The 21424-nt window shown below is 68.4% G+C and carries 19 protein-coding genes; 6 read left to right on the forward strand and 13 right to left on the reverse strand.

Going from position 1 to position 21424, the window contains the following annotated elements; all coding sequences use genetic code 11:
* Nucleotides 1-37: 37 nt before the first annotated feature.
* Complete coding sequence (locus ACLJOO_RS11895) at nt 38-1075, reverse strand: MFS transporter (RefSeq protein WP_410786941.1); 1038 nt, start codon at nt 1073-1075, stop codon at nt 38-40.
* Here ACLJOO_RS11895 and ACLJOO_RS11900 point away from each other — a divergent pair.
* On the forward strand, nt 1074-1247 hold the full coding sequence (locus ACLJOO_RS11900) for a helix-turn-helix domain-containing protein (RefSeq protein ID WP_410786942.1): 174 nt from the start codon (nt 1074-1076) through the stop codon (nt 1245-1247). The two genes, ACLJOO_RS11895 and ACLJOO_RS11900, sit on opposite strands and share 2 nt — an antisense overlap.
* Here ACLJOO_RS11900 and ACLJOO_RS11905 read toward each other — a convergent pair.
* Genes ACLJOO_RS11905 through ACLJOO_RS11940 form a run of 8 tightly spaced genes read right to left on the reverse strand, consistent with a single transcriptional unit; the run spans nt 1220 to nt 11689 of the window.
* Nucleotides 1220-1831 carry a TetR/AcrR family transcriptional regulator gene (locus ACLJOO_RS11905; protein WP_202871027.1) on the reverse strand — a complete coding sequence of 204 codons (612 nt, stop codon included), beginning with the start codon at nt 1829-1831 and terminating at the stop codon, nt 1220-1222. The genes ACLJOO_RS11900 and ACLJOO_RS11905 overlap by 28 nt on opposite strands.
* On the reverse strand, nt 1824-3380 hold the full coding sequence (locus ACLJOO_RS11910; RefSeq protein ID WP_410786943.1) for an AMP-binding protein: 1557 nt from the start codon (nt 3378-3380) through the stop codon (nt 1824-1826). Before ACLJOO_RS11910 ends, ACLJOO_RS11905 begins: the two co-directional genes overlap by 8 nt.
* A gap of 13 nt (nt 3381-3393) precedes the next feature.
* Complete coding sequence (locus ACLJOO_RS11915) at nt 3394-4551, reverse strand: acyl-CoA dehydrogenase family protein (protein WP_410786944.1); 1158 nt, start codon at nt 4549-4551, stop codon at nt 3394-3396.
* The gene (locus ACLJOO_RS11920) at nt 4548-6521 is read right to left on the reverse strand and encodes an acetyl/propionyl/methylcrotonyl-CoA carboxylase subunit alpha (protein ID WP_410786945.1); all 1974 of its coding nucleotides are present in this window, start codon (nt 6519-6521) and stop codon (nt 4548-4550) included. Before ACLJOO_RS11920 ends, ACLJOO_RS11915 begins: the two co-directional genes overlap by 4 nt.
* A gap of 5 nt (nt 6522-6526) precedes the next feature.
* Nucleotides 6527-8080: an acyl-CoA carboxylase subunit beta gene (locus ACLJOO_RS11925; protein WP_410786946.1), complete on the reverse strand. Its 1554-nt coding sequence runs from the start codon at nt 8078-8080 to the stop codon at nt 6527-6529.
* Complete coding sequence (locus tag ACLJOO_RS11930; protein ID WP_410786947.1) at nt 8077-9198, reverse strand: acyl-CoA dehydrogenase family protein; 1122 nt, start codon at nt 9196-9198, stop codon at nt 8077-8079. Before ACLJOO_RS11930 ends, ACLJOO_RS11925 begins: the two co-directional genes overlap by 4 nt.
* Nucleotides 9195-10904 carry an acyclic terpene utilization AtuA family protein gene (locus ACLJOO_RS11935; RefSeq protein ID WP_410786948.1) on the reverse strand — a complete coding sequence of 570 codons (1710 nt, stop codon included), beginning with the start codon at nt 10902-10904 and terminating at the stop codon, nt 9195-9197. Before ACLJOO_RS11935 ends, ACLJOO_RS11930 begins: the two co-directional genes overlap by 4 nt.
* Nucleotides 10901-11689, reverse strand: a complete 789-nt coding sequence (locus tag ACLJOO_RS11940) for a TIGR03084 family metal-binding protein (RefSeq protein WP_410786949.1) — start codon at nt 11687-11689, stop codon at nt 10901-10903. The genes ACLJOO_RS11935 and ACLJOO_RS11940 overlap by 4 nt, the downstream gene beginning before the upstream one ends.
* 256 nt (nt 11690-11945) lie before the next feature.
* Here ACLJOO_RS11940 and ACLJOO_RS11945 point away from each other — a divergent pair, with 256 nt between their 5' ends.
* The 4 genes from ACLJOO_RS11945 to ACLJOO_RS11960 all read left to right on the forward strand — a co-directional run bounded on the left by ACLJOO_RS11945 (nt 11946) and on the right by ACLJOO_RS11960 (nt 15644).
* Nucleotides 11946-12665, forward strand: coding sequence for a GntR family transcriptional regulator (locus tag ACLJOO_RS11945; RefSeq protein WP_410786950.1), 720 nt, complete (start codon nt 11946-11948; stop codon nt 12663-12665).
* A gap of 49 nt (nt 12666-12714) precedes the next feature.
* On the forward strand, nt 12715-13353 hold the full coding sequence (locus ACLJOO_RS11950) for a hypothetical protein (protein WP_410786951.1): 639 nt from the start codon (nt 12715-12717) through the stop codon (nt 13351-13353).
* A gap of 61 nt (nt 13354-13414) precedes the next feature.
* Nucleotides 13415-14314: an N-acetylglucosamine kinase gene (locus ACLJOO_RS11955; RefSeq protein ID WP_410786952.1), complete on the forward strand. Its 900-nt coding sequence runs from the start codon at nt 13415-13417 to the stop codon at nt 14312-14314.
* A 70-nt stretch (nt 14315-14384) separates the two neighbouring features.
* Nucleotides 14385-15644 carry a hypothetical protein gene (locus ACLJOO_RS11960; RefSeq protein WP_410786953.1) on the forward strand — a complete coding sequence of 420 codons (1260 nt, stop codon included), beginning with the start codon at nt 14385-14387 and terminating at the stop codon, nt 15642-15644.
* Here the strand turns inward: ACLJOO_RS11960 and ACLJOO_RS11965 are convergent.
* Both ACLJOO_RS11965 and ACLJOO_RS11970 read right to left on the reverse strand, forming a co-directional pair.
* On the reverse strand, nt 15641-17704 hold the full coding sequence (locus ACLJOO_RS11965; RefSeq protein WP_410786954.1) for a YhgE/Pip family protein: 2064 nt from the start codon (nt 17702-17704) through the stop codon (nt 15641-15643). The two genes, ACLJOO_RS11960 and ACLJOO_RS11965, sit on opposite strands and share 4 nt — an antisense overlap.
* Nucleotides 17701-18399, reverse strand: a complete 699-nt coding sequence (locus ACLJOO_RS11970) for a hypothetical protein (RefSeq protein WP_410786955.1) — start codon at nt 18397-18399, stop codon at nt 17701-17703. The genes ACLJOO_RS11965 and ACLJOO_RS11970 overlap by 4 nt, the downstream gene beginning before the upstream one ends.
* 56 nt (nt 18400-18455) lie before the next feature.
* On the opposite strand from ACLJOO_RS11970, the gene ACLJOO_RS11975 reads away from it, so the two are divergent.
* A complete protein-coding gene (locus ACLJOO_RS11975; protein ID WP_410786956.1) occupies nt 18456-19067 on the forward strand; it encodes a TetR/AcrR family transcriptional regulator in 612 nt (203 codons plus the stop codon).
* On the opposite strand, the gene ACLJOO_RS11980 is transcribed toward ACLJOO_RS11975, so the two are convergent.
* On the reverse strand, nt 19048-20583 hold the full coding sequence (locus ACLJOO_RS11980; RefSeq protein WP_410786957.1) for a molybdopterin-dependent oxidoreductase: 1536 nt from the start codon (nt 20581-20583) through the stop codon (nt 19048-19050). The two genes, ACLJOO_RS11975 and ACLJOO_RS11980, sit on opposite strands and share 20 nt — an antisense overlap.
* Nucleotides 20584-20674: 91 nt before the next feature.
* The gene (locus tag ACLJOO_RS11985; protein WP_327639027.1) at nt 20675-21226 is read right to left on the reverse strand and encodes a MarR family winged helix-turn-helix transcriptional regulator; all 552 of its coding nucleotides are present in this window, start codon (nt 21224-21226) and stop codon (nt 20675-20677) included.
* Nucleotides 21227-21424: the final 198 nt, after the last annotated feature.

Consider the following 21424-nt stretch of genomic DNA (forward strand, 5'->3'; position numbering starts at 1 on the left):
CTCCCGGTACCCGCAACGAATCGCACTCAGCCTCAGTTCAGGCCGGTTCGTTCAGGGCGTAGCCGATCAGGGTGCTGCACAGGACCAGTGCGATCAGGGTGCTGAGGGCGAGGCGCAGTGAGGTGTGCTCCGCGATGGTGCCGAGGAGCGGGGTGGCGACGCCGCCGATGCTGACGGCGAGGCCGAGGGTCATGCCGCCCGCGGTGCCGACGCGGCCGGGGAGGAAGTCCTGGCCGAGCGTCACGTGCAGCGAGAAGGGGATCGACATCACGATCGCGGTCGCGGCGAGGAAGAGGAAGAACGCAGGGCCGGGTACGAATACCAGGCAGGCGATCGCGGGTACGGCGACGGCGTACGACGTCCTGAGCGTGCGAATCCGTCCGTAGCGAGTGGCGAGGCGGCCGCCGAGGAGCGTGCCGAGTGCGCCCGCGGCGAAGAGGATGAACAGTGCGACGCCGCCGGTCGTTGTGCCGCCGCCGACGCGCTGACCGGCGTACAGCGCGATGAAGGTACCGAGGCCGACGAACACGATCGATCGGCAGATCATGATCAGCGACAACCGCAGGAACGACGGCCAGTCGTCCGTCCCTTCACTGCGCCCGCGGGTGACTGCGACGGCGCCACGCGAGCGGACTGCCCACGTGGTGATCGCGGCGCCGAACAGGGCGGGTACGACGAGCAGTGGCGTCAGCGACAATCCGCCTGCGGCGATGATCGGTGTGACGAGAACCGGTGCGAGCGCGAACCCGACGTTCCCGCCGACCGAGAACCAGCTCATGCCGACGTGGCTGCCACCGCTGACGACGCGGGCCATGCGTGCGGCCTCCGGGTGGTACGCCGCGACGCCGAGCCCGGACAGCGCGGCCGCCAACCACATGAGCCAGTAGGTCTGCCCAACGCCGGTGAGGGCGATGCCGAGCCCGGCGGTGGTCATCGCGACCGGGATCAGCCAGGTGAGCCGGCCACCGGCCGATCCACGCCGGTGGCGGCATCGAGCCGCACTGGCACGACCGGAACCAGCGGTCGGGGCGAGTGAGCGGACGTTGAGTCGGCTGTGCAAGGTCGAGCTCGGCATGACGTTTCCGCAGTGGCGGACTCAGCTCAGGTTGCATGAGGCGTTGAGGTTGCTGGCGGAGGGGGCTGCTGTGACTCAGGTAGCGCACGCCTGCGGCTGGGCGTCGACCAGTGCGTTCATCGACACGTTTCGGCGCGCCTTCGGTCACACGCCCGGCTCACGCAGGGCCTGATCGAGGATTCGGCTCCACTGGCGCACGATGCCGCGCCGCCGCGCACTGTCATCGGTCAGCAGGTCAGCCAGCCCGAGACCTCGCGCCATGTCCAGCACCCCCTGCACGGTCTCCCGCACACCAGGAGTCCGCTCACTGATGTCCAGCACCTCCAGCAGTGCCCGGTGCGCCTGCCGCCCCACATGTGACTCCAGCCGAACGATCTGCTGCCGCAGCGCCTCCTCTGTCGACGCCGCCACCCACAGGTGCAGCGCGGCGCGGAACAGCGGACCGGTGTACACGTCCGCCAACATCCCCACGATCGCCTCAGTACGCCCCGCCCCGCTCGGCAACGCAGCGGCCTGCGCGCGGATCTCCGCCAACCGCACCTCGGTCATGTACTCGACCGCCGCCGCGAACAGGTCCGCCCGCGTCGGGAAGTGATGCTGCGCAGCGCCCCGCGACACCCCGGCCCGCGCCGCGACGACCGACACCGTCGTCGCGGCGTACCCGACCTCGGCCAGCGACTCGACCGAGGCCTCCAGCAATCGCTGCCGCGTCGCCCGCGACCGGTCCTGCTGGGGTGCCTTCAGAACTTCACTCACGCGCAGCCTCGCGAGCTCGCAGTTCCCGCCGCAGGATCTTCCCGGACGCGGCCTTCGGTACGGCGTCGATGAACTCCACCTGCCGGATCTTCTTGTACGGCGCCACCCGCGCAGCGACGTACTCCATGACCTCGTCCGCCGTCAGCGAGACTCCCGGCATCGGCACCACGAACGCCTTCGGTACTTCGTTGCCGTCCGCATCGACCCCGATGACGGCCGCGTCCGCGATCCGGTCGTCGGTGAGCAGCACGGCCTCCAGTTCCGCGGGGGGCACCTGGTACCCGTGGTACTTGATGAGCTCCTTCACCCGGTCCACGACGTACAGGTAGCCGCGCGCGTCGACCCGCCCGATGTCGCCGGTGTGCAGCCAGCCCTCGCGGTCGATGGTCGCGTCGGTCTCCGCCTGCCGTCCGAGGTACCCCTTCATCACCTGCGGCCCGCGGATCCAGATCTCGCCCTCGTCCGCATCGTTGCCGTCGGCCCCGACCAGCCGCATCTCGGTCGACGGGAACAGCTTCCCGACCGCGCCCGGCGGCGGCTCCGGGTCGTCCTGCGGTACGGCGTGCGTGCCCGGCGACAACTCCGTCATCCCGTAGGCCTGCAGTACGGCGTGCAACCCGAGCCGCTTGGCGCACGCCTCGGCCAGCTCACCGTCCAACGGCGCCGCCGCGGACGTGACGTGCTTCAAAGCAGACAGGTCGACGCCGTCCACGGCCGGATGCTTCGCCAACGCCAGGACGATCGGCGGCGCGACGAACGCCCGCGTGATCCGCTGCTCGTCCAGCGTGGTGAGGAACTGCTGCAGGTCGAACTTCGGCAGTACGACGACCGTGGCGCCGAGTCGCAGCGGCAGATTCATCAACACCGACAGCCCGTAGATGTGGAAGAACGGCAGGATCGCGATGATCCGCTCCTCCTCGGCGAGCGTGATCATCACCTCCGCCTGGGAGATGTTCGTCGCGATGTTCCGGTGCGTCAGCATCACGCCCTTGGCCGCGCCGGTCGTCCCGCTCGAGTACGGAAGTACCGCGACGTCCACCGCCGGGTCGATCGTCACCACCGGCTCCGGCCCTGTGGACGCGAACAGCTCCTGCACCGAGCGGTACCCCTCGGCCTGGTCGCAGACGAAGATCTGCTCGACGTCGGTGCCTTCGATCGCCGCGGTCGCGACCGGCAGGAACAGCGAAATCGTCACCAGCAACTTCGCCTTCGAGTCGATCAACTGCTTGTGCAGCTCGTCCGCGGTGTAGAGCGCGTTCACCGTGGTCACGGTCGCGCCGGCCCGGGTGGCGCCGTAGAACACCACCGGGTACAGGATCGTGTTCGGGCTGTACAACGCGATCACGTCGCCGTGCCGGATGCCGAGCTCGGCCAGACCGGCCGCGACCCGCCGGGTCAGGTGGTCCAGCTGGGCGTAACTCAGCTCTTTACCGGTGACACCGTCGACCATCGCCGGCCGGTCGCCGTACTCCTGGGCTCTGCCGAGCACGGCGTCGTGGATCGGTACGTCGAGCACCTCGACAGGCGGGAACTCACTGGTGATGATCATTGCCCCACTCCTTCTAGTACGACTTGGGCAGTCCGAGGCTGTGCTGTGCGACAAAGTTGAGGATCATCTCCCGGCTGACCGGCGCGATCCGGGTGGCCCGGGCCGCGGCGACCAACGACGCGACGCCGTACTCGACTGTCATACCGTTCCCACCGAGCGATTGCACTGCCTGATCAGTGGCCCGTACGGCGACCTCTCCGGCGGCGTACTTCGCCATGTTGGCGGCCTCACCCGCCGCGAGATCCTCGCCCGCGTCGTACAGCGCGGCGGCCTTCTGCATCATCAGGCGGGCCAGTTCGAGCTCGATCTTGATCTGCGCGAGCGGGTGCGCGAGACCCTGGTGAGCGCCGATCGGAGCCTTCCAGACCTGCCGTTCCTTGACGTACGCCGTGGCCTTGTCCAGCGCGTGCCGCGCGATGCCGATCGCGAACGCCGACGCCATGATCCGCTCCGGGTTGAGGCCGGCGAACAACTGCATCAGCGCCGCGTCCTCGGATCCGACGAGCGCTTCCGGCGGCAGTTGTACGTCGTCCAGGAACAGCGCGTACTGCTTGTCCGGGCTGATCAGGTCCATCTCGATCTGCCGGAACTCCACGCCCGGCGCATCGATCGGGACGATGAAGAGCGCCGGCTTGAGCTTCCCGGTCCGGGCGTCCTCGGTGCGTCCGACGACCAGGATCGCCATCGCGCCGTCGAGTCCGGAGATGAACACCTTGCGCCCGGTCAGCGACCAGCCGTTCTCGGTACGGCGGGCCGTGGTGGTGATCTGGTGCGAGTTCGAGCCGGCGTCGGGTTCGGTGATCGCGAACGCCATGATCGTCGTACCGTCGGCGAGACCGGGGAGCCAGTGCTGCTTCTGCTCGTCGGTGCCGAAACGGGAGATCACGGTGCCGCAGATCGACGGTGACACGACCATCATCAGCAACGGGCAGCCGGCCGCGCCGAGCTCCTCGAGCACGATCGACAGGTCGGCCATGCCGCCGCCTCCACCGCCGTACTGCTCGGGGAGGTTCACGCCGAGGAACCCGAGCTTGCCGGCCTCCAGCCACAGCTCGGTGGTGTGACCGCCGGTACGAGCCTGCCGATTGAACCACTCATAGCCGTACTTCTTGCCGAGCTCGCTGACGACCTTCCGCAGCTCCCGACGCTCTTCGGACTCGGTGAAACTCATGCGTCCTCCCCAACCACGGCCAGTACGGCGCCGACCTCGACTTGTTGTCCTGCTTCCACCTTCAACGCACCGACGACCCCGTCCGCCGGGGCCGCGATCGTGTGCTCCATCTTCATCGCCTCCAGCCACACCAGCGGCTGCCCTTGTTTCACCACGTCACCGACCGCGACGCCGACCCGGATCACGGTCCCCGGCATTGGCGCCACCAACGACCCGGCCGCGACCTGATCGGCCGGATCCACAAACCGCTCCACCGGGACGAGACGCACGCTCCCGAGCGACGAGTCCACACACACGAGCCCGTCGTACGCCGCGACGTCGAAGGACCGCCGTACGCCGTCGACCTCCAGCACCACCCGCTCCGCTGTGCTGTCCAGAAGCGTGACGTTGCCGTCGACAACCAACCCGTCACGGGTCAGCCGGTACGCGACCTCATGCACCACGTCGCCCACGCGATAGCTCTTCCGCTGCGGCTGCGACGCGAGATTCCGCCACCCGCTCGGCACCCGCACCGGAGTGCTCGCCGAACGCCCCGCTTGTCGTCCCGCCGCATCCGCCAGCGCGGCCGCGAGCGCCGACACCCGCACCACCGCCTCGTCCGTCCCCGGCCCCACCCCGTACTTCTCGAAGAACGCGGTGTCGGTGTCGCCCGCCAGGAACGCCGGGTGCCGCAGGATCCACGCCAGCAGATCCCGGTTGGTCCCCACCCCGTGAATCCGCGCCCGCTCCAGCACCCCAGCCAACCGCCGCGCCACAGTCGCCCGGTCGGCCCCGTACGCGATCGCCTTCGCCAGCATCGCGTCGTAGTACGGCGAAACCTCAGCCCCGTCCTCAACGCCGGAGTCCACCCGCAGCCCGCTTTCCGGAACATTTCCGTCACCAGCTGACGATTTTGTTCCGGAAAGACCCCGCGCACCGACCTCGAACGCATGCAGACGACCCGTCTGCGGTTGCCAGTCCTGCAACGGATCCTCGGCGTACAACCGCACCTCGATCGCATGCCCAACCGTCGGCGGCGGATCCACCGGCAGCCGCTCGCCCGCCGCGACAGCGAACTGCAGTTCCACCAGGTCCAGCCCGGTCGTCTCCTCCGTCACCGGGTGCTCCACCTGGAGCCGCGTATTCATCTCGAGGAAGTAGAAGTTCCCGTCCTCGTCCGCCAGGAACTCGACAGTCCCCGCCCCCACGTAGTTGATCGCTGCAGCCGCCTTCCGCGCCGCGTCGAACAGCTCCGCCCGCATCGACGGAATCCGCTCGACCAGCGGCGACGGCGCCTCCTCGACGACCTTCTGGTGCCGTCGCTGGATCGAGCACTCACGTTCCCCGACGGCCCAGATCGTCCCGTGCTGGTCAGCCATCACCTGCACCTCAATGTGCCGCCCGGTCGCCAGGTACCGCTCGCAGAACACGGTCCCGTCGCCGAACGCCGACAACGCCTCCGCCGACGCCGCGTCGATCTCGGCGGCGAGATCCTCGAGCCGCGACACGACCCGCATCCCACGCCCGCCACCACCGGCCGATGCCTTGACCAGCACGGGCAGATCGGAAGCCGATACCTCGGCCGGTGTCAGCTCGGCGAGGACCGGCACCCCGGCCGCCGCCATCAGCTTCTTGGCCTCGATCTTCGACCCCATCGACGAGATCGCATCCGCCGGCGGCCCGATCCACGTCAGCCCCGCGTCGATCACCGCCTGTGCGAACCCCGCGTTCTCCGACAAGAACCCATACCCCGGATGGACTGCGTCCGCCCCCGCCCGCAACGCCGCCTCGACGATCAGCTCGGCCCGCAGATAGGTGTCCCCCGGGGTGTTCCCGGGCAGGTGTACGGCCGCGTCCGCCTCGTCGACGAACGGCATCCGGGCGTCCGCGGTCGAGTAGACAGCGGCCGTGGACAAACCGAGGGACCGGGCGGTGCGGAAGATCCGCCGAGCGATCTCGCCCCGGTTGGCGACCAGTACGGAAGAAATCATCTGCATCACATCCTGAAGACGCCGAAGGACGACGTACCTTCGACCGGGGCGGAGTGGATGGCGGACAGGCAGATGCCGAGGACGGTCCGGGTGTCACGGGGGTCGATCACGCCGTCGTCGTACAGGCGGCCGGACAGGAACATCGGCAGCGATTCCGCCTCGATCTGCCCCTCGACGTACGCGCGCATCTGCTGGTCGGCCTGCTCGTCGTACGGCTGCCCCTTCGCGTCGGCGGCCGCCCGCGCGACGATCGACAGGACGCCGGCGAGCTGCTGCGGACCCATCACCGCCGACTTCGCCGACGGCCACGCGAACAGGAACCGCGGATCGAACGCCCGCCCGCACATCCCGTAGTGCCCGGCGCCGTACGACGCCCCCATCAGGATCGAGAGGTGCGGCACGCGCGAGTTGGAGACCGCGTTGATCATCTGCGCGCCGTGCTTGATGATCCCGCCCTGCTCGTACTCCTGCCCGACCATGTACCCGGTCGTGTTGTGCAGAAAGATCAGCGGCGTGTTCGCGCGATTCGCCAGCTGGATGAACTGCGCCGCCTTCTGCGACTCCTCGCTGAACAGCACCCCGCGCGCGTTCGCAAGAATCCCCACCGGGTACCCGTGCACCGACGCCCATCCGGTCGCCAGCGACGACCCGTACAGCGGCTTGAACTCGTCGAACACCGACCCGTCCACCACGCGAGCGACCACGTCCCGCGGATCGAACGGGATCTTCAGGTCCCCCGGCACGATGTCGAGCAGATCGTCCGCGTCATAGACAGGCTCGTCGTACGACGGTTTGGGGGCAGGACCCTGCTTGCGCCAGTTCAGCCGCGACACGATCTGCCGCCCGAGCCGGATCGCGTCCGGCTCGTCCACGGCGAAGTAGTCGGCCAGACCGGACTTCCGTGCGTGCATCGACGCGCCGCCGAGCGATTCGTCGTCGGCGTCCTCGCCGGTCGCCATCTTGACCAGCGGCGGCCCGGCCAGGAAGACCTTCGCGCCGCCGTCGACCATCACCACGTAGTCGCTCATGCCGGGGATGTACGCGCCGCCCGCGGTCGAGTTGCCGAACACGAGCGCGATCGTCGGGATCCCTTCGGCGGACAACCGCGTCAGGTTCCGGAACATCGCCCCGCCGGGGATGAAGATCTCCTTCTGCGTCGGCAGGTCGGCACCGCCGGACTCGACCAGGCTGATCACCGGCAGCCGGTTCGCCCGGGCGATCTCGTCCGCTCGCAACGCCTTCTTCAAGGTCCACGGGTTGCTGGCGCCTCCCTTGACCGTCGGGTCGTTCGCGGTGATCAGGCACTCGACGCCCTCGACCACGCCGATCCCTGTCACCAGGCTGGCGCCGACGGTGAAGTCGGAACCCCAGCCGGCCAGCGGCGAGAGTTCGAGGAAGTACGAGTCCGGGTCGAGCAGCAGCTCGATCCGCTCCCGCACGAGCAGTTTGCCGCGTTTGTGGTGCCGCTCGACGTACTTCTCGCCACCGCCTGCCAGCGCCTTCGCGTGCTCGGCATCCAGAGCGGCAAGCTTCTCCAGCATCGCTGAACGGTTACTCATGCAGTGAACCCCAGTCGTTTGGAGGCGAGGCCGGTCAGGATTTCGGTGGTGCCGCCGCCGATGGCGAGGATCCTCTGGTCCCGGTACTGGCGTTCCACCTCGGCCTCCCGCATGTACCCGAGACCGCCGTGCAACTGCAGCGCCTGGTCGCACACCCACTGCCCGGCCTCGACCGCGGTGTTCTTGGCGAAACACGTCTCGGCGATCACGTCATCGCCCGCCTCAGCCCGCCGCGCCACCTCGTGTACGTAGACCCGCGCCACCGAGATCCGCCGGGCCATCTCGGTCAACGTGTGCTGCACGCTCGGCCGCGAAATCAACGGCCGCCCGAACGTGTCCCGTTGACGACACCACTCGACGGTCAGATCGAGCGCCCGCTGCGCACCGGCGTACGCCTGCACCGCCAGCGTCAGCCGCTCGGCCACGAAGTTCACCGCGAGCTGCACGAAACCGGAGTCCTGGGCTCCCACCAGATTCTCGGCCGGCACCCGAACCTCGGTGAACGACAGCTCAGCCGTGTCCGAACAAAGCCACCCCATCTTCTCCAGCCGCCGCGACACCACGAACCCCGGCGTACCGCGCTCGATCACCAGCAAGCTGATCCCGTGCGCCCCGGGCCCACCCGTACGAACCGCCGTCGTCACGAAGTCCGCCCGGCATCCCGACGTGATGTACGTCTTCGCACCGTTCACCACGAACACCTCACCCTCGCGTCGGGCCGTCGTACGAATCGACGCCACATCGGACCCGCCGCCCGGCTCCGTGATCGCCAGCGCCCCGATCAACTCACCGTCCAACGTCGGCCGAACCCACCGCTCGACGTGCTGCTCGTTGCCGCCAGCAATGATATGCGGAAGGGCGATCCCGCAGGTCAGCAACGAGGCGACGAGTCCACCGGACCCGCCGGCGTAGTGCATCTCCTCGACCGCTCCGAGCATGTCGAGCAACGACCCGCCCCCACCGCCGACCGCCTCCGGGAACCCGACGCCCAGCAGCCCCAGTGCGCCCGCCTTCTTGTGCAGCTCCCGCGGCAGCTCGCCGCCCCGCTCCCACTGATCCAGATGCGGCAACACTTCAGCCGTCATGAACCGCCGTACAGACTCGCGGAAGTCGCTCACAAAAGCACCTCCGGTACGTCGACGTACCGCGACCGCAGCCATTCGCCGAGCGCCTTCGCCTGCGGATCGAACCGTGCCTGCGCGGCGACACCCTCACCCAGCAGACCCTCGACGACGAAGTTCATCGCCCACAGGTTCGGCAGCAGGTACCGCGTGACGATCAGCGGCTGCGTCTCCGGGAGGAGCGTCTCGAAGAGTTCGATCGTGAGGGTGTGCGCGAGCCAGCGCCATGTCTTCTCGTCGCGAGCCCACACGCCGACGTTCGCGTCGCCGCCCTTGTCACCCGAGCGTGCGCCGGCGATCCGGCCGAGCGGGACCTCGCGGGTCCGCGGCGGTCCGCTCGAGAGCTGCAGCAACGGCATCGGCGCCTCGATGTCGTCGACGGGCTGCAGTGGTTGAGTTTCCCGAGCAGGTTCGATCACCTGCCGCGAGCCGTCCGGCAGTACGACGACATGCTCCACCTCGTGGATGTCGACGTACCCGGCGCGGAAGACGCCGTACGGCGAACCGTCGCCGGGCGGCGCGGTGACGTGGAATCCCGGGTAGCTCGCGAGCGCCAGCTCGACCGCGGCGTTGCTGAACGCGCGGCCGACGACCTTCGGATCCGGATCCTTCGCCGCGCACCGGAGGAAGACGCTCGCCTCCTCCTCGGTCTCGGCGTTCGGCTTCTCGGTCCAGGCCAGCGTCCACTTCAGCTCGGCCGGCCGTTTCGGCAACGCCTGCTCGAGCTGCCGCTGCACCAGCTCGGCCTTCTGCTCCAGCTGCAGTCCGGTGAGCACGAAGTCGACCTCGTTGCGGAACCCGCCGACGCTGTTCAGCGAGACCTTGTACGTCGGCGGCGGGGCCTCACCGCGGACGCCGGAGATCCTGACGCGGTCGGGACCGTCGTCGTCGAGCTCGATCGAATCGAGGCGCGTGGTCACGTCGGGACCGGCGTACCGGGCGCCGGTGATCTCGTACAGGAGTTGCGCCTTGACCGTGTCGATCGTGACCGCGCCGCCGGTGTTGTCGTGCTTGGTGATCACGCTGCTGCCGTCCGCGTGGATCTCCGCGATCGGGAACCCGGGACGCCCGAAGTCCCGGATCTCGGTGAAGAACGCGTAGTTCCCGCCGGTCGCCTGGCACCCGCACTCGATCACGTGCCCGGCGACGACGGCCCCGGCGAGTTCGTCGTACTGCGTCCGCTTCCACCCGTGATGCGCCGCGGCCGGTCCGACAATCACCGAAGCGTCGGTCACCCGACCGGTCACCACGACATCGGCGCCGGCCTGCAATGCCTCGGCGATCCCCCAGGCACCCAGATAGGCGTTGGCTGTCATCGGCTTCCCGAGGTTGAGCTCGTCGACCCGGTCCAGCAGGTCGTCGCCCTCGACGTACGCGATCTTCGGCTGCAAGCCGAACTTGTCCGCAAGCTCGGCGATCGCCTTCGCCAGCCCGGCCGGGTTGAGCCCACCCGCGTTGCTGACGATCTTCACGCCGCGGTCGAGCGCCTCACCCAGCCCGCTCTCCAGCTGCTTGAGAAACGTCCGGGCATAGCCCAGTCCTGGATCCTTCAGCCGATCCCGCCCGAGGATGAGCATCGTCAACTCGGCCAGATAGTCCCCCGTCAACACATCCAACGGCCCACCGGTCAACATCTCCTGCACCGCACTGAACCGATCCCCGTAGAACCCGGACGCGTTCCCGATACGGATCGGCTCCGTCATGAGAACTGCCCCGCTGCGCGGCCCTTCCCCGGCAACCCTGCGAAGGCCTGGATGATCCCCAACCACTCCTCAACGTCCGCACCCTCGGCCCGCACAGCCAGGTCGTCCCGGTGCCGCCGTTGGGTGGCGAGCAGACAGAAGTCGACCGCCGGCGCAGTCACCTGCTGGGCGGCGTCCTCCGGACCCCAGGTCCACAGGTCTCCGTCCGGCCCGGTCAGCTCGACGCGGAACGGTTCGGCGGGCGGCTTGCGGTTGTTGAGCAGGTACGCGAAGTCGCGCGTGCGGACCGCGAGGTGGGCGACGTGCCGCAGTCGGTTGCTCGGCTGCCGTCGTACGCCGAGTGCGTCGAACACGTCCTGCCCGTGGGCCCAGGTCTCCATCAGCCGCGCGGTCGCCATCGACGTCGGGCTCATCGGCGGTCCGTACCACAGCACCTTCTCGCCGGCTGGCACCTTCTTCAGCGCCTCGGCAACCTCGGCCCGGGTCTCCCGCCAGTACGTGAGCAACTGGTCTGGCGGCAGCGCGGCAGTCTCCGCGGCGCCGTCATCGACGTACGTCGTCGGACTCGCGGCCGCTGTCTGCAGGGACTCCTTGAACGCCTCGGGATCGGTCGCGGCCAGCTGCGTCGCCTCGTCGGTCCAGGCCAGGTGGGCGATCTGATGCGCGATCGTCCAGCCCTCAGCCGGCGTCGGCGTCGACCACTCCCCGGCGGCCAACCCACCGACCAGCCGATCCAGCTCCGCACTCTCGGCCCACAGATCCGCCAGCACTTCGTCCAATTGCACGCTGCACTCCCTCGCGAGGGGCTCGTCCAGCCGAGCGTCCCACGCCCACGAAAAAGAATCAAGCGTGCTTGTTTTTGTGGTGTGGGACCGCCACGCAGGCAGAACCACGGTTTTGGCCGCGGAAACCGGCGGTTGCGGGACTTATGCCTGCGTTGGCGTCCGCTGGTTACCTCTTGCCGGCCGACCGAACGATCCGGGGTGTTCAACAGGTATGGAAAGGCTTTTGCAGGTCGCCGGTCGGTGTTACCCAGGACCAATGCATGGTTCGTTGCCCGGGAAGGCCGCCGAGATTCGGGCGCTGTTGCTGCATCTGATCGACACCTTGCCGGAGGGTGCGGCGTTGCCCGCGGAGCGCGAGCTGGCGGCCCGTTGGGACGTCGCGCGGATGACCTTGCGGCGCGCGGTCGACGAGCTCGTGATCGCGGAGTTGCTGGTACGCCGGCACGGCAGCGGCACGTATACGACCCGGCCGAAGGTGGCGCGCCGGCTCGAGCTGACCGGGTTGTCCGAGGACATTCGCCGACGCGGGATGCGGCTGGGCACCACGATGCTGGAGTTCCGGCACCAAAAGGCCGACCGGGCCGCGGCGCGGCGGCTGCGGATCCCGGTCGGTGATCCGATCATCACGTTCACCCGGCTGCGCCTGGCCGACGACCTTCCGATGGTGGTCGAGCACACGACACTGCCGGCGGCGTACGTCCCCGGTCTGGAACCCGCGGACCTGAACGACTCGCTCTATGACCTGCTCACCAGCCGTTACGACATCGACGTCGCCAGCGGTACGTCGCGACTCGAACCGGTCCTGCCCGACGCGCGGACGGCGGGCTGGTTGGACGTCCCGATCACACAGCCCTGCCTCGCGGTGCACGGCATCAGCTTCGACGGCCGTGACCGTGTCGTCGAGTACACGTCCGCGGTCTATCGCGGCGACCGCTACTCCTTCACCACCGCCCTCCGCAGGGGTCCGGGTAGCTGACTCGTCACGGTGATTACTGGCGTAGTCGGGTGATCACTAGGGTCGGGTCATGGATCTGAACAGCCCGATCAGCACGGTGGTTCCGTCGTTGGACGGACCGGTGCTGCAGGTGCTGGCCCAGGCCGAGGAAGGCCTGTCGGGACGGCAGATCCACAAGCTCGCCGGCTCCGGCAGCGTCGCAGGTGTGCGGCTCGTACTGCAGCGGCTGGCCGCGACCGGGCTGGTGCACGTCGACGACCTGGGCAACTCGTTGCTCTATCGCCTCAACCGCAAGCACCTGGTCGCCTCGATCGTCGAGCAGCTCGCGAACCTCCGCAGTACGTTGATCGCCCGGCTCGCCGACGAGATCAGCGGCTGGCGGATCCCGCCCGTGCACACGAGCGTGTACGGCGCGGTCGCGCGCGGCGACGGTGATCTCGACAGCGACGTCGACCTGCTGCTGATCCGCCCGGACCAGCACGAGTTCGAAGACGTGCTGTGGGAGGACCAGGTCGGCCGGCTGATGCAGACCGTCGTCGACCTCACCGGCAACCCCGCCCATGTCTTCGAACTGAGCCAGACCGAGTTCTCGGACCACCTGGCCACCGAGGACCCGATCCTCAACGACTGGATGCAGCCGAGCATCCAGCTCACCGGCGTCCCGCTGGACGTGCTCCTGAAAGACCTCGAGGCAGCCCTTCCCCGGTAACCGGAGCCTGTGGGTACGCTGCCTTTCATCATTGTCAGGACTATCCACCCGGGACCACTCAATGACCCGCATCGCCATCGACGGCGGCCAGTCGGCCCTCCGCCTTCGTGTCCTCCCGTCCCGACGTACCGGCAACGGCCCCGGCTACACACACGGACCGGACGCCGTCTCCAACCTCCTCGAGGCGATTCGCGCTGCCGCGTCCGAGGCCGGGCTGACCGATGCGGTGGAGGTCGTTGCTCTCGGGCTCACCGGCTACCCACAGGCGCACGGCGCCGCGGAACGGTTCGCGGCCGACGTCGGTGAGGTGCTGAACGCCGACGAAGTACGCCTCACCCAGGACATGGTCACGGCGCACGCCGGGGCGTTGCCGGACGGGTACGGCGTCGTAGTTGCCGCGGGCACTGGGCTCGTCTGTCTCGCGGTGGATCGCGACGGCACGTGGCGCAAGCTCGACGGGCACGGGTACTTGTTCGGCGATGCCGGGAGCGCGTTCGCGATCGGCCGCGCCGGGCTGGTCGCCGTACAGCGTGCTCGGGACGGCCGTGGTCCGGTGACGAAACTCGCGGACACCGCGCTCGATCCGGTTGCGCTGTACCGGTCGTCCACGCTGGTCGACGACGTGGCCCGTTTCGCACCCGAAGTACTGCGGTGTGCGGCCGAAGGCGATCCGGTCGCGCTCGACCTCTTGGTCCGCGCGGCCGGCGACATCGCCGAGACGATCGGCGCCGCGGTCGCCCAACTGGCCGGTGAGGGGCCCGTCCCGGTCGCGTGTGTCGGCGGGCTGTTCGACGGCGCTGGTGAGCAGTTGCTGACACCTGTCCGCGAGGCGCTGCCGTCGCGAGCCAAGCTGACGCCGGCGGCGGGCAACTCGCTCGACGGCGCCGAACGTCTCGCCACCGGACCAGCCGGAACGTACGCCGATCTGATCATCACGCACCGTCGAGCGCGACCTCGATAATTACGGTGTAGGCCGTTATCTTGGCCATGCAGCGTCCGATCTGTGCCGGTACGACAGCTGGAGATTTCACGTGACCGAACTCCTCCTGGCCGCGACGTCCCTGGACGTCACCCCGCCGCCCGGCCACCGGCTCGACGGGTACGCCGCCCGCGCCGGGCTCTCGACCGGTGCCGCGGACCCGCTCCGCGCCACCCTGATCTGGTTGTCCACCGAGGACGATCCGGGCGTCCTGTGGCTCACGCTGGACGCGATCGCGGCCGGGAGCGCGCTCTCATCGGAGCTCGCGGCGGCCGCCGGTGCCGCCGCCGGCATCCCGCCGTCGCACGTCGTGGTGTCCGCGTCGCACACCCACTCCGGGCCGTCCGGATGGACCGGTGAGATCCATCCCATCATTCCGGCCGAGCGCGAACCGTCGCTGGTCGACTCGCTGGTCGGTGCCGTACGGGCGGCTGCGCTCGAGCGGCAGCCGGTGACGGCGAGCTGGCACTCGATCGAGGTGATCGGCGTCGGTACGAACCGGCACCGCAAGAACGGTCCGCACGACAACACCGCCGGCATCCTCGCGCTGCATGGAGTGGACGGCTCCCTCGAGGCGGTGCTGCTGGACTTCGCGTGCCACCCGACGACGTACGGGCCAGAGAACCTGCGGTACTCGGCTGACTGGCCCGGAGCCGCGCGAGCTGCTCTTGCTCCCGCTGTGGTCGGTTTTCTCCAAGGGGCTGCGGGTGACGTCAGCCCTCGCTTCACTCGCCAGGGTCGCGGTGCCGCCGAGGTCACCCGGTTGGGCGGTCTGCTGGCCGCCCGGGTCCGTGAGGCGTTGGCCACGCCGGGCTTGGAACTACCGCGGTCCGCGCCGACCATCCGCCGTACGACTCTGACCTTGCCGGTGCGATCCGTCCCACCCGCCGACGAGTCCGAGAAACTCGTGTCCGCCGTGGAGAGTCGCGTCGACGCCGAGTCCCGCACCAACGGCGCCGGCGACCCGTCCGGCCGCATCTCCCAAACCCGCCTGGAGGGCGCCCGTGGCCAGGCCCTGATGGCCGCCGCCGACCTCCCACCGGCCCTGGACCTGCCTGTCAGCACTGTGACGATGGGCGACGTCTGCTGGATCAACCTCCCGGTAGAACTCTTCGCCGTCCACGGCGCCTGCCTCCAGGCCGACAGCACGCACCCCGTCACCCGAGTCATCGGCTACACCGACGGCTACTACGGCTACGTGGTCGACCCATCCGCCGCCGAAGCCGGCACCTACGAAGCCCTCATCACCTTCTTCGACCAACCCACCACCAACACCCTCCTCACCCAAACCGCCGCCTTCGTCAACAGCTAGAGCACCAGCTCTGGTTGGAGTTTCTTGGCCGGCCAGACGCGTTGTTTGCGGGCGGCGAGGGTTGAGGCGGCCAGGGCTACTGCGAACCAGGCTGCTAGGGCGAGGAGGTCTCTGCCGAGGGAGGTGCCGGGGCCGCCGTACATGAGGTGGCGGACGCCGTCGATGGCGTAGCTCATGGGGAGGGCGTGGTGGAAGAAGTACAGGGGCTCGGGGATGGTCTGCCACGGGAACGTGCCGCCGGCACTCACCAGTTGGACAACCATCAGGACCAAGCCCAGGAACTTGCCCACCGCGCCGAACCACGCCGACAGCGCGTGCAGGATCGCGACGAAGGTGAACGACGTCAGGATCAGGAAGCCGACGGTCAGCCACGGGTGGGCGGCGTGGATACCCAGCCCCAGGACGACCGCGACGAAGACGAGCGTGGCCTGGATGGCGCCGAAGAGCGCCGGGGGCAACCAACCGCCGAGCGCGACGCGGAACGGCGACTGCAGTGCGGCGAGCGCTCGCGGTGACAACGGCCGGACCAGCAGGAACAGCACGTACGCCCCGATCCAGCACGCCAGGCTGAGGAAGAACGGGGCCAGGCCGGCGCCGTAGCTGTCGGCCGTGGCCTGCGAGACGTTCTGCAGCGTGACGGGTGCACCCAGTGTCTCGGCGACCGCTTTGCGCTGGTCGGCGGACGGGTTCGGGATCTGTTTCACGCCGTTCTGCAGGCCGGTGTTCAGCTGCGTCGCTCCGGTCTTCAGCTGACCCACACCGGTCGCGAGGCTGTTCACACCGGTCAGCAACTGCCCCTGCCCAGTGACAGCCTGCTTCTCGCCCGCAGCAAGCTTCTGCGCACCAGTCTGCAGCGTGCCCAGTCCGGTCTTCAGCTGCCCAGCACCTGTGCTGAGCTGATGCGCCCCACTGGACGCAGTACTGATTCCACTCGTCAGAGCCGGTGTCGCCTTCGCCAGCGCAGACGCGCCGTTCGACACCTTCCGCGCACCTGTCGCCAGCTGGTTGAGCTGCTTGGACGTCGACTGGATCTTCGTGTTCGCCCGTACGACGGGAGCCCGCAACTTCGCCGTCTCGAGCAGAATCACCCTGATCTGGTGCTGGCTCAGACCCTGCTGCTTCAACCGTGCAGCCAGCTGCGTGTCGAACGTCTTGAGGTCCTTCACCAACGTGCTGGACGCGGTCGCTACCTGCCGCCCCGTGCTGGCGATCTTCTCGTTGCCATCAGCAACCTGATCCGCTCCGGCCGCCAGCTGCTTCGTCTGGCTCGGCAGCGACGCAGTCTTCTCCTCCAACGTACCCAGACCGTTGTCGAGCTTCGCAGCACCGGTCGCCAACGACGACGCACCTTGCGACGCCTGTGCAGTACCGGCGGCTAGTTGTGTCGCTCCTGCTGACAACTGCTTCTGCGCGGTGTTGAGCTGCGAGGCACCAGACTGCAGCTTCGTGACTCCAGTAGCGGCTGACGTCAGCCCGCTCTGCAGCTGAGCAGCACCAGCAGCCGCGGAACTCACCTGCTTGTGGATGGTGTTGTAACCGGCCAACAGCTGCGACGCCGCGGTCTCACTGACCTGCGACGCGACAGTCTTCGTCACCTGCGCCACGACCTGATTGGCGATCGTGTGCGCGATGTAGTTGTTGGCGTCGTTCGTCAGGAGTTCCAGCTCCGCCTGCCGCGGCGTGAAGTCCGCACTCGACGCCAGGTCGGAGGAGAACGACTTCGGCAGCACGAGCGCGAACTCGTACTTCCCGTCCGACACGCCTTTCGTCGCGTCCGCGCGGTTCACCTGATGCCAGTCGAAGCTCTTCGACTTCACCAGTTCGTCCGCGACCTGCGGTCCGACGTCGAGTTTCTCGCCGGTCGCTAGCGTCGTACCCTCGTCCTCCACGACGACTGCAGTCGGGATCTTGTTCAGTCGCCCGTACGGGTCGTGGTTCGCGTAGAGGTACAGACCGCCGTACAGCACCGGCACCAGCAGCAGCGCGACCACGGCCAGCTTGGGCAGCCTCCCAGCCGTCAAGCGCCGCAACTCACTCAGGGCCATCCGCAGCGCGGTCACGCCTCTGTCTCCTCTTCTTCCTCAATTGCAGTAATAGGCTCAACAGGAGCTATCGGTGCGACCTGCACCGGGTCAGGCTGGTCGGTGTCGCCCATTCGCGCAGCCTTGATGTCCAGCAACCGCGCTGACGCGTCAGCGCATGTGATGATCACGCCATACCCCTGCGCCGCCAGCCCGCTCCCCAGCTCGAACCACTCGTGCGGATCACCACCGTGCCGATCAGGCATCGTCAGAATGACCACCTGTACGTCGGGACGCGCCACAGTGAGCTCAGTGAGCAGCCTGGTCCGGACGGCGACCGGCAGGTGCTCGAACCGCTTGTCGGCGTGCTCTGCCGCGTCATGCTCGTTCAGCCACTCCAGCACGGCCTTACGCCCCGCCTTGCGGCCGGCGATCGCCAGCTCCTCGCCCACCACCGTCTGAACGGGCAGCGCGTCGTCCGGCTCAGTGATGCCGGGTGCGTCGACCACGGCGACGCGGCGTCGCAGCAGGGCCGGATCAGACTTGCCGTCGAACCGGACCCTCCCGGTGCCGGGCTTCAGCCGGCCGGACAGGCCCAGCGCCGCGGCGACGTGCCCTGCGCCCGGGTACCCGGTCAGGAGCACCACCTGGTGATCCGCGACCGACACCGACGTGACGTGCAGCATCGGTGCGTGCGGACCACGCACACTGATCCCGGCGGCCTCGAGCTCCATCCTGCATCCCCGTTCAATACGGTTGTGTATTCAATACAGAACTGTATCCTACTCGTATGGAACCGCCCAAGCGCCGCCGCTCCAACACCCGGGCCCGACTTCTCGAGGGGGCGCTGGAGGTGTTCGCCGAGCGCGGGTTCCACGGCGCGTCGGTGGAGGACATCTGCGAGCGGGCCGGGTTCACCCGCGGCGCCTTCTACTCGAACTTCGCGTCCAAGGACGAGTTGGTCCTCGCGCTGTTCCAGGCCACGACCGACCGGCTACTGGAGCAGATCGAGGCACTCCTCCCCGAGTTGGCGAATCAGCCCGGCACGCTGCTGGACGCCGTACTAGGACTGCTCGACGAGACCGCGCCGGACCAGCGGCAATGGCATCTGATCTCGGCCGAGTTCACGCTGCACGCGCTGCGCGACCCGGACGCTGCGAAGGCTTTGAACGAGCAACGGGCGATGTTCCGCGAGAGCCTGACCCGGCTGGTCGAGCAGATCGCGGAGGCCGGCGGGCTGGAGCTCACCGTGCCGGCGGAGCAGTTCGTGCGCATGGTGATGGCGCTGCACGAGGGCGCGCGCTCACAGAGCCTGCTCGAGCCACGAGAGGTTCCGGCCGGTTCGCTCGAGCACACGTTCCTGCCGATGGTGCTGGAAGCGGTCAGCCGACCTTCACGCTGACCGTGTGCAGGCCGGTCGCGCCGTTCGGAGCAGGTGGCGCCGAGGACTCGACCTGTGGATTGCCCTTCGCGTCGAACGCCCGTACCTGCAACACATGGGTGCCGCGCGACGCGTCCCATGTCCAGTGCCACTGCCGCCAGGTGTCGATCGACGGATCGGCGGCCAATGTCGCTTGTTGCCAAGGGCCCCCGTCGACGCGGACCTCGACCTTGGACACCCCGACATGCTGGTCCCAGGCCACGCCGGCGACGGTCACTCGCCCCGGTTCGACCTTCTTCCCCAGCGGGGTGTCGATCCGCGACGACAACTTGATCGGGCCGAGCGCCGACCAGCCGCGCGGCGTCCAGTACCCCTCGAACTGGTCGAACCGCGTCACCTCGATGTCCACCAGCCACTTCGTCGCCGACACGTAGCCGTACAGCCCGGGTACGACGATGCGCACCGGGAACCCGTGCTCCACCGGCAGCGGCTCCCCGTTCATCGCGAATGCGAGCATCGCCTGCCGGTCGTCGAGCAGCGTCGGCAGCGGCGTACCGGCGGTGAATCCGTCCTTCGACGTCGACTGGATCGCGTCCGCGTCCTGTGCGGGACCAGCCTCCTCGAGCAGGTCCTTCAGCAGTACGCCGGACCACAGCGCGTTCCCGATCAGGTCGCCGCCGACCTCGTTGCTCACACAGGTGAGGGTGACCCACTTGTGGATGACCTGGCGTTTCAGGAGATCGTCGAAGGACAGGTTGAGCTCGCGGTCGACCATGCCGTGAACGCGCAGCTTCCACTCCGCGGGCACGATCTGCGGCACCGAGAGCGCGGTGTCAATGCGGTAGAAGTCGTCGTTCGCCGTGGCCCACGGTACGGCGCCATCGGCCTGGACGCCGGCGGGTGGGTCGAGGGTCGGCGGCTGCGGAAGGTTGAGCTGCTTGCGCGCGTCCGCCACGGCAGCGCGGTTCCCGCCGACGACCTTGCCCAGTGCGCCGATCGCGGCCGAGCCGATGGCGACTCCGGCCGACAACTGCAGGAAGCCGCGGCGGCTTACTCCGTCGTCCGGGAAGTCGAGCAGCGGTTCGAGCCGGCGGCTGAACAGGCGCAGAATGATGAGTGCGGTGACGCCGGCGAGTGCCGACGGGAGGAACCCGGTCTGGCCGGAGTCGGCGCGCGTCATGGCTGCGGCGACGGCGACGCCGGCCAACGCGATCGTGATCAGGGCGCCGGCCCAATAGCGTCGTACGGCGAGGATCCCGCCGACTGCGGCGAGGGCCACGACGACGATCAGGATGCCGACTCGGAGCGCGGTCTTGTCGTGCGTCCCGAACCAGGAGATTGCCAGGTCCTTCAGCCACGGGGGTACTCGGTCGATGAACGCGGACCCGATCGCGACTACAGGCGTCTGCGGCGTACCGAGGATGCCGGCTGCCACGCTGCCCACCGCCAGTCCGGCAAGGGCGGCGAGCACACCACCGGCTGCCGCACGCCAACGGATCGCCTGACGCGCTTGCGGCTGGTCCGAGTCTTGCTTCACTTCTCAACCATTGCGCGATGGGGCGCCCGACACCAGTCGGGCGCCCCATCCGTTAGTCGCGGGTAATGCTCTTGTGTAGTTGTGAGGTTGGTCAGATCCGGTCGGGCGTGATGGGCCCGAGCCCCGGGCGGCCGTTCGGCCAGCGGCGGGCGTTGTCCCGCACTCGACGGAGCTTGCCGAGAACGACGTCCTGCTCGTCAGCCAACTGGGACATCCAGAGGCTGTCGATCTCGAGCAGGTGGTCCGGCAGTGCGTCGCGCAGCCGCCGTTTTCCCTCCTCGGTCAGGACCGCGAACGAGCCGCGGGCGTCGTCGGGACAAGGCTCCCGGCGGACCAGTCCGAGGTTCTCGGCACGGTCGACCAGCCGGGTGATGCCGCCGGTGGTGACGGTCAACTCCCGGGCGAGGGAGGTAAGACGCTGCTTCTCCCCGTTGCTGCGGGCAAGCCGCAGCAACAGTTCGAACATTGCCATTTGCAGTCCACTGCGCTTCAGGGAATGGCGCATCAGGTGATCCAGCTCGGCTGCTGCTTCTCGCAGCAGGCCGTACGCCGTCAGCACGTTGCTTTCCCAGGGTTCGGCAGCGCGGGTGGGTTCTGCATCGGCGAGCGCTAGGGGCGAGCAAAGCGAAGGCGCGATGGTCATGCGCGGACTCTATTAGCTGACTAGGTCACTTCGCTACACGGGGTGACCTTTCGGCTACAGATCGACCCAGAAACGCAAGACCCTGAGCGTAACCGGGCGACCTGCGACAGATCCGGTCTAGAACGGTGAATTTCAGACTGCGGTGTCGCCGATTCGGTGGGAGGATGACCGGGCCTGTGGATAACTTCCGCGGCGGTC

The sequence above is a fragment of the Kribbella sp. C-35 genome, from assembly GCF_046549195.1.
Lineage (GTDB): Bacteria > Actinomycetota > Actinomycetes > Propionibacteriales > Kribbellaceae > Kribbella.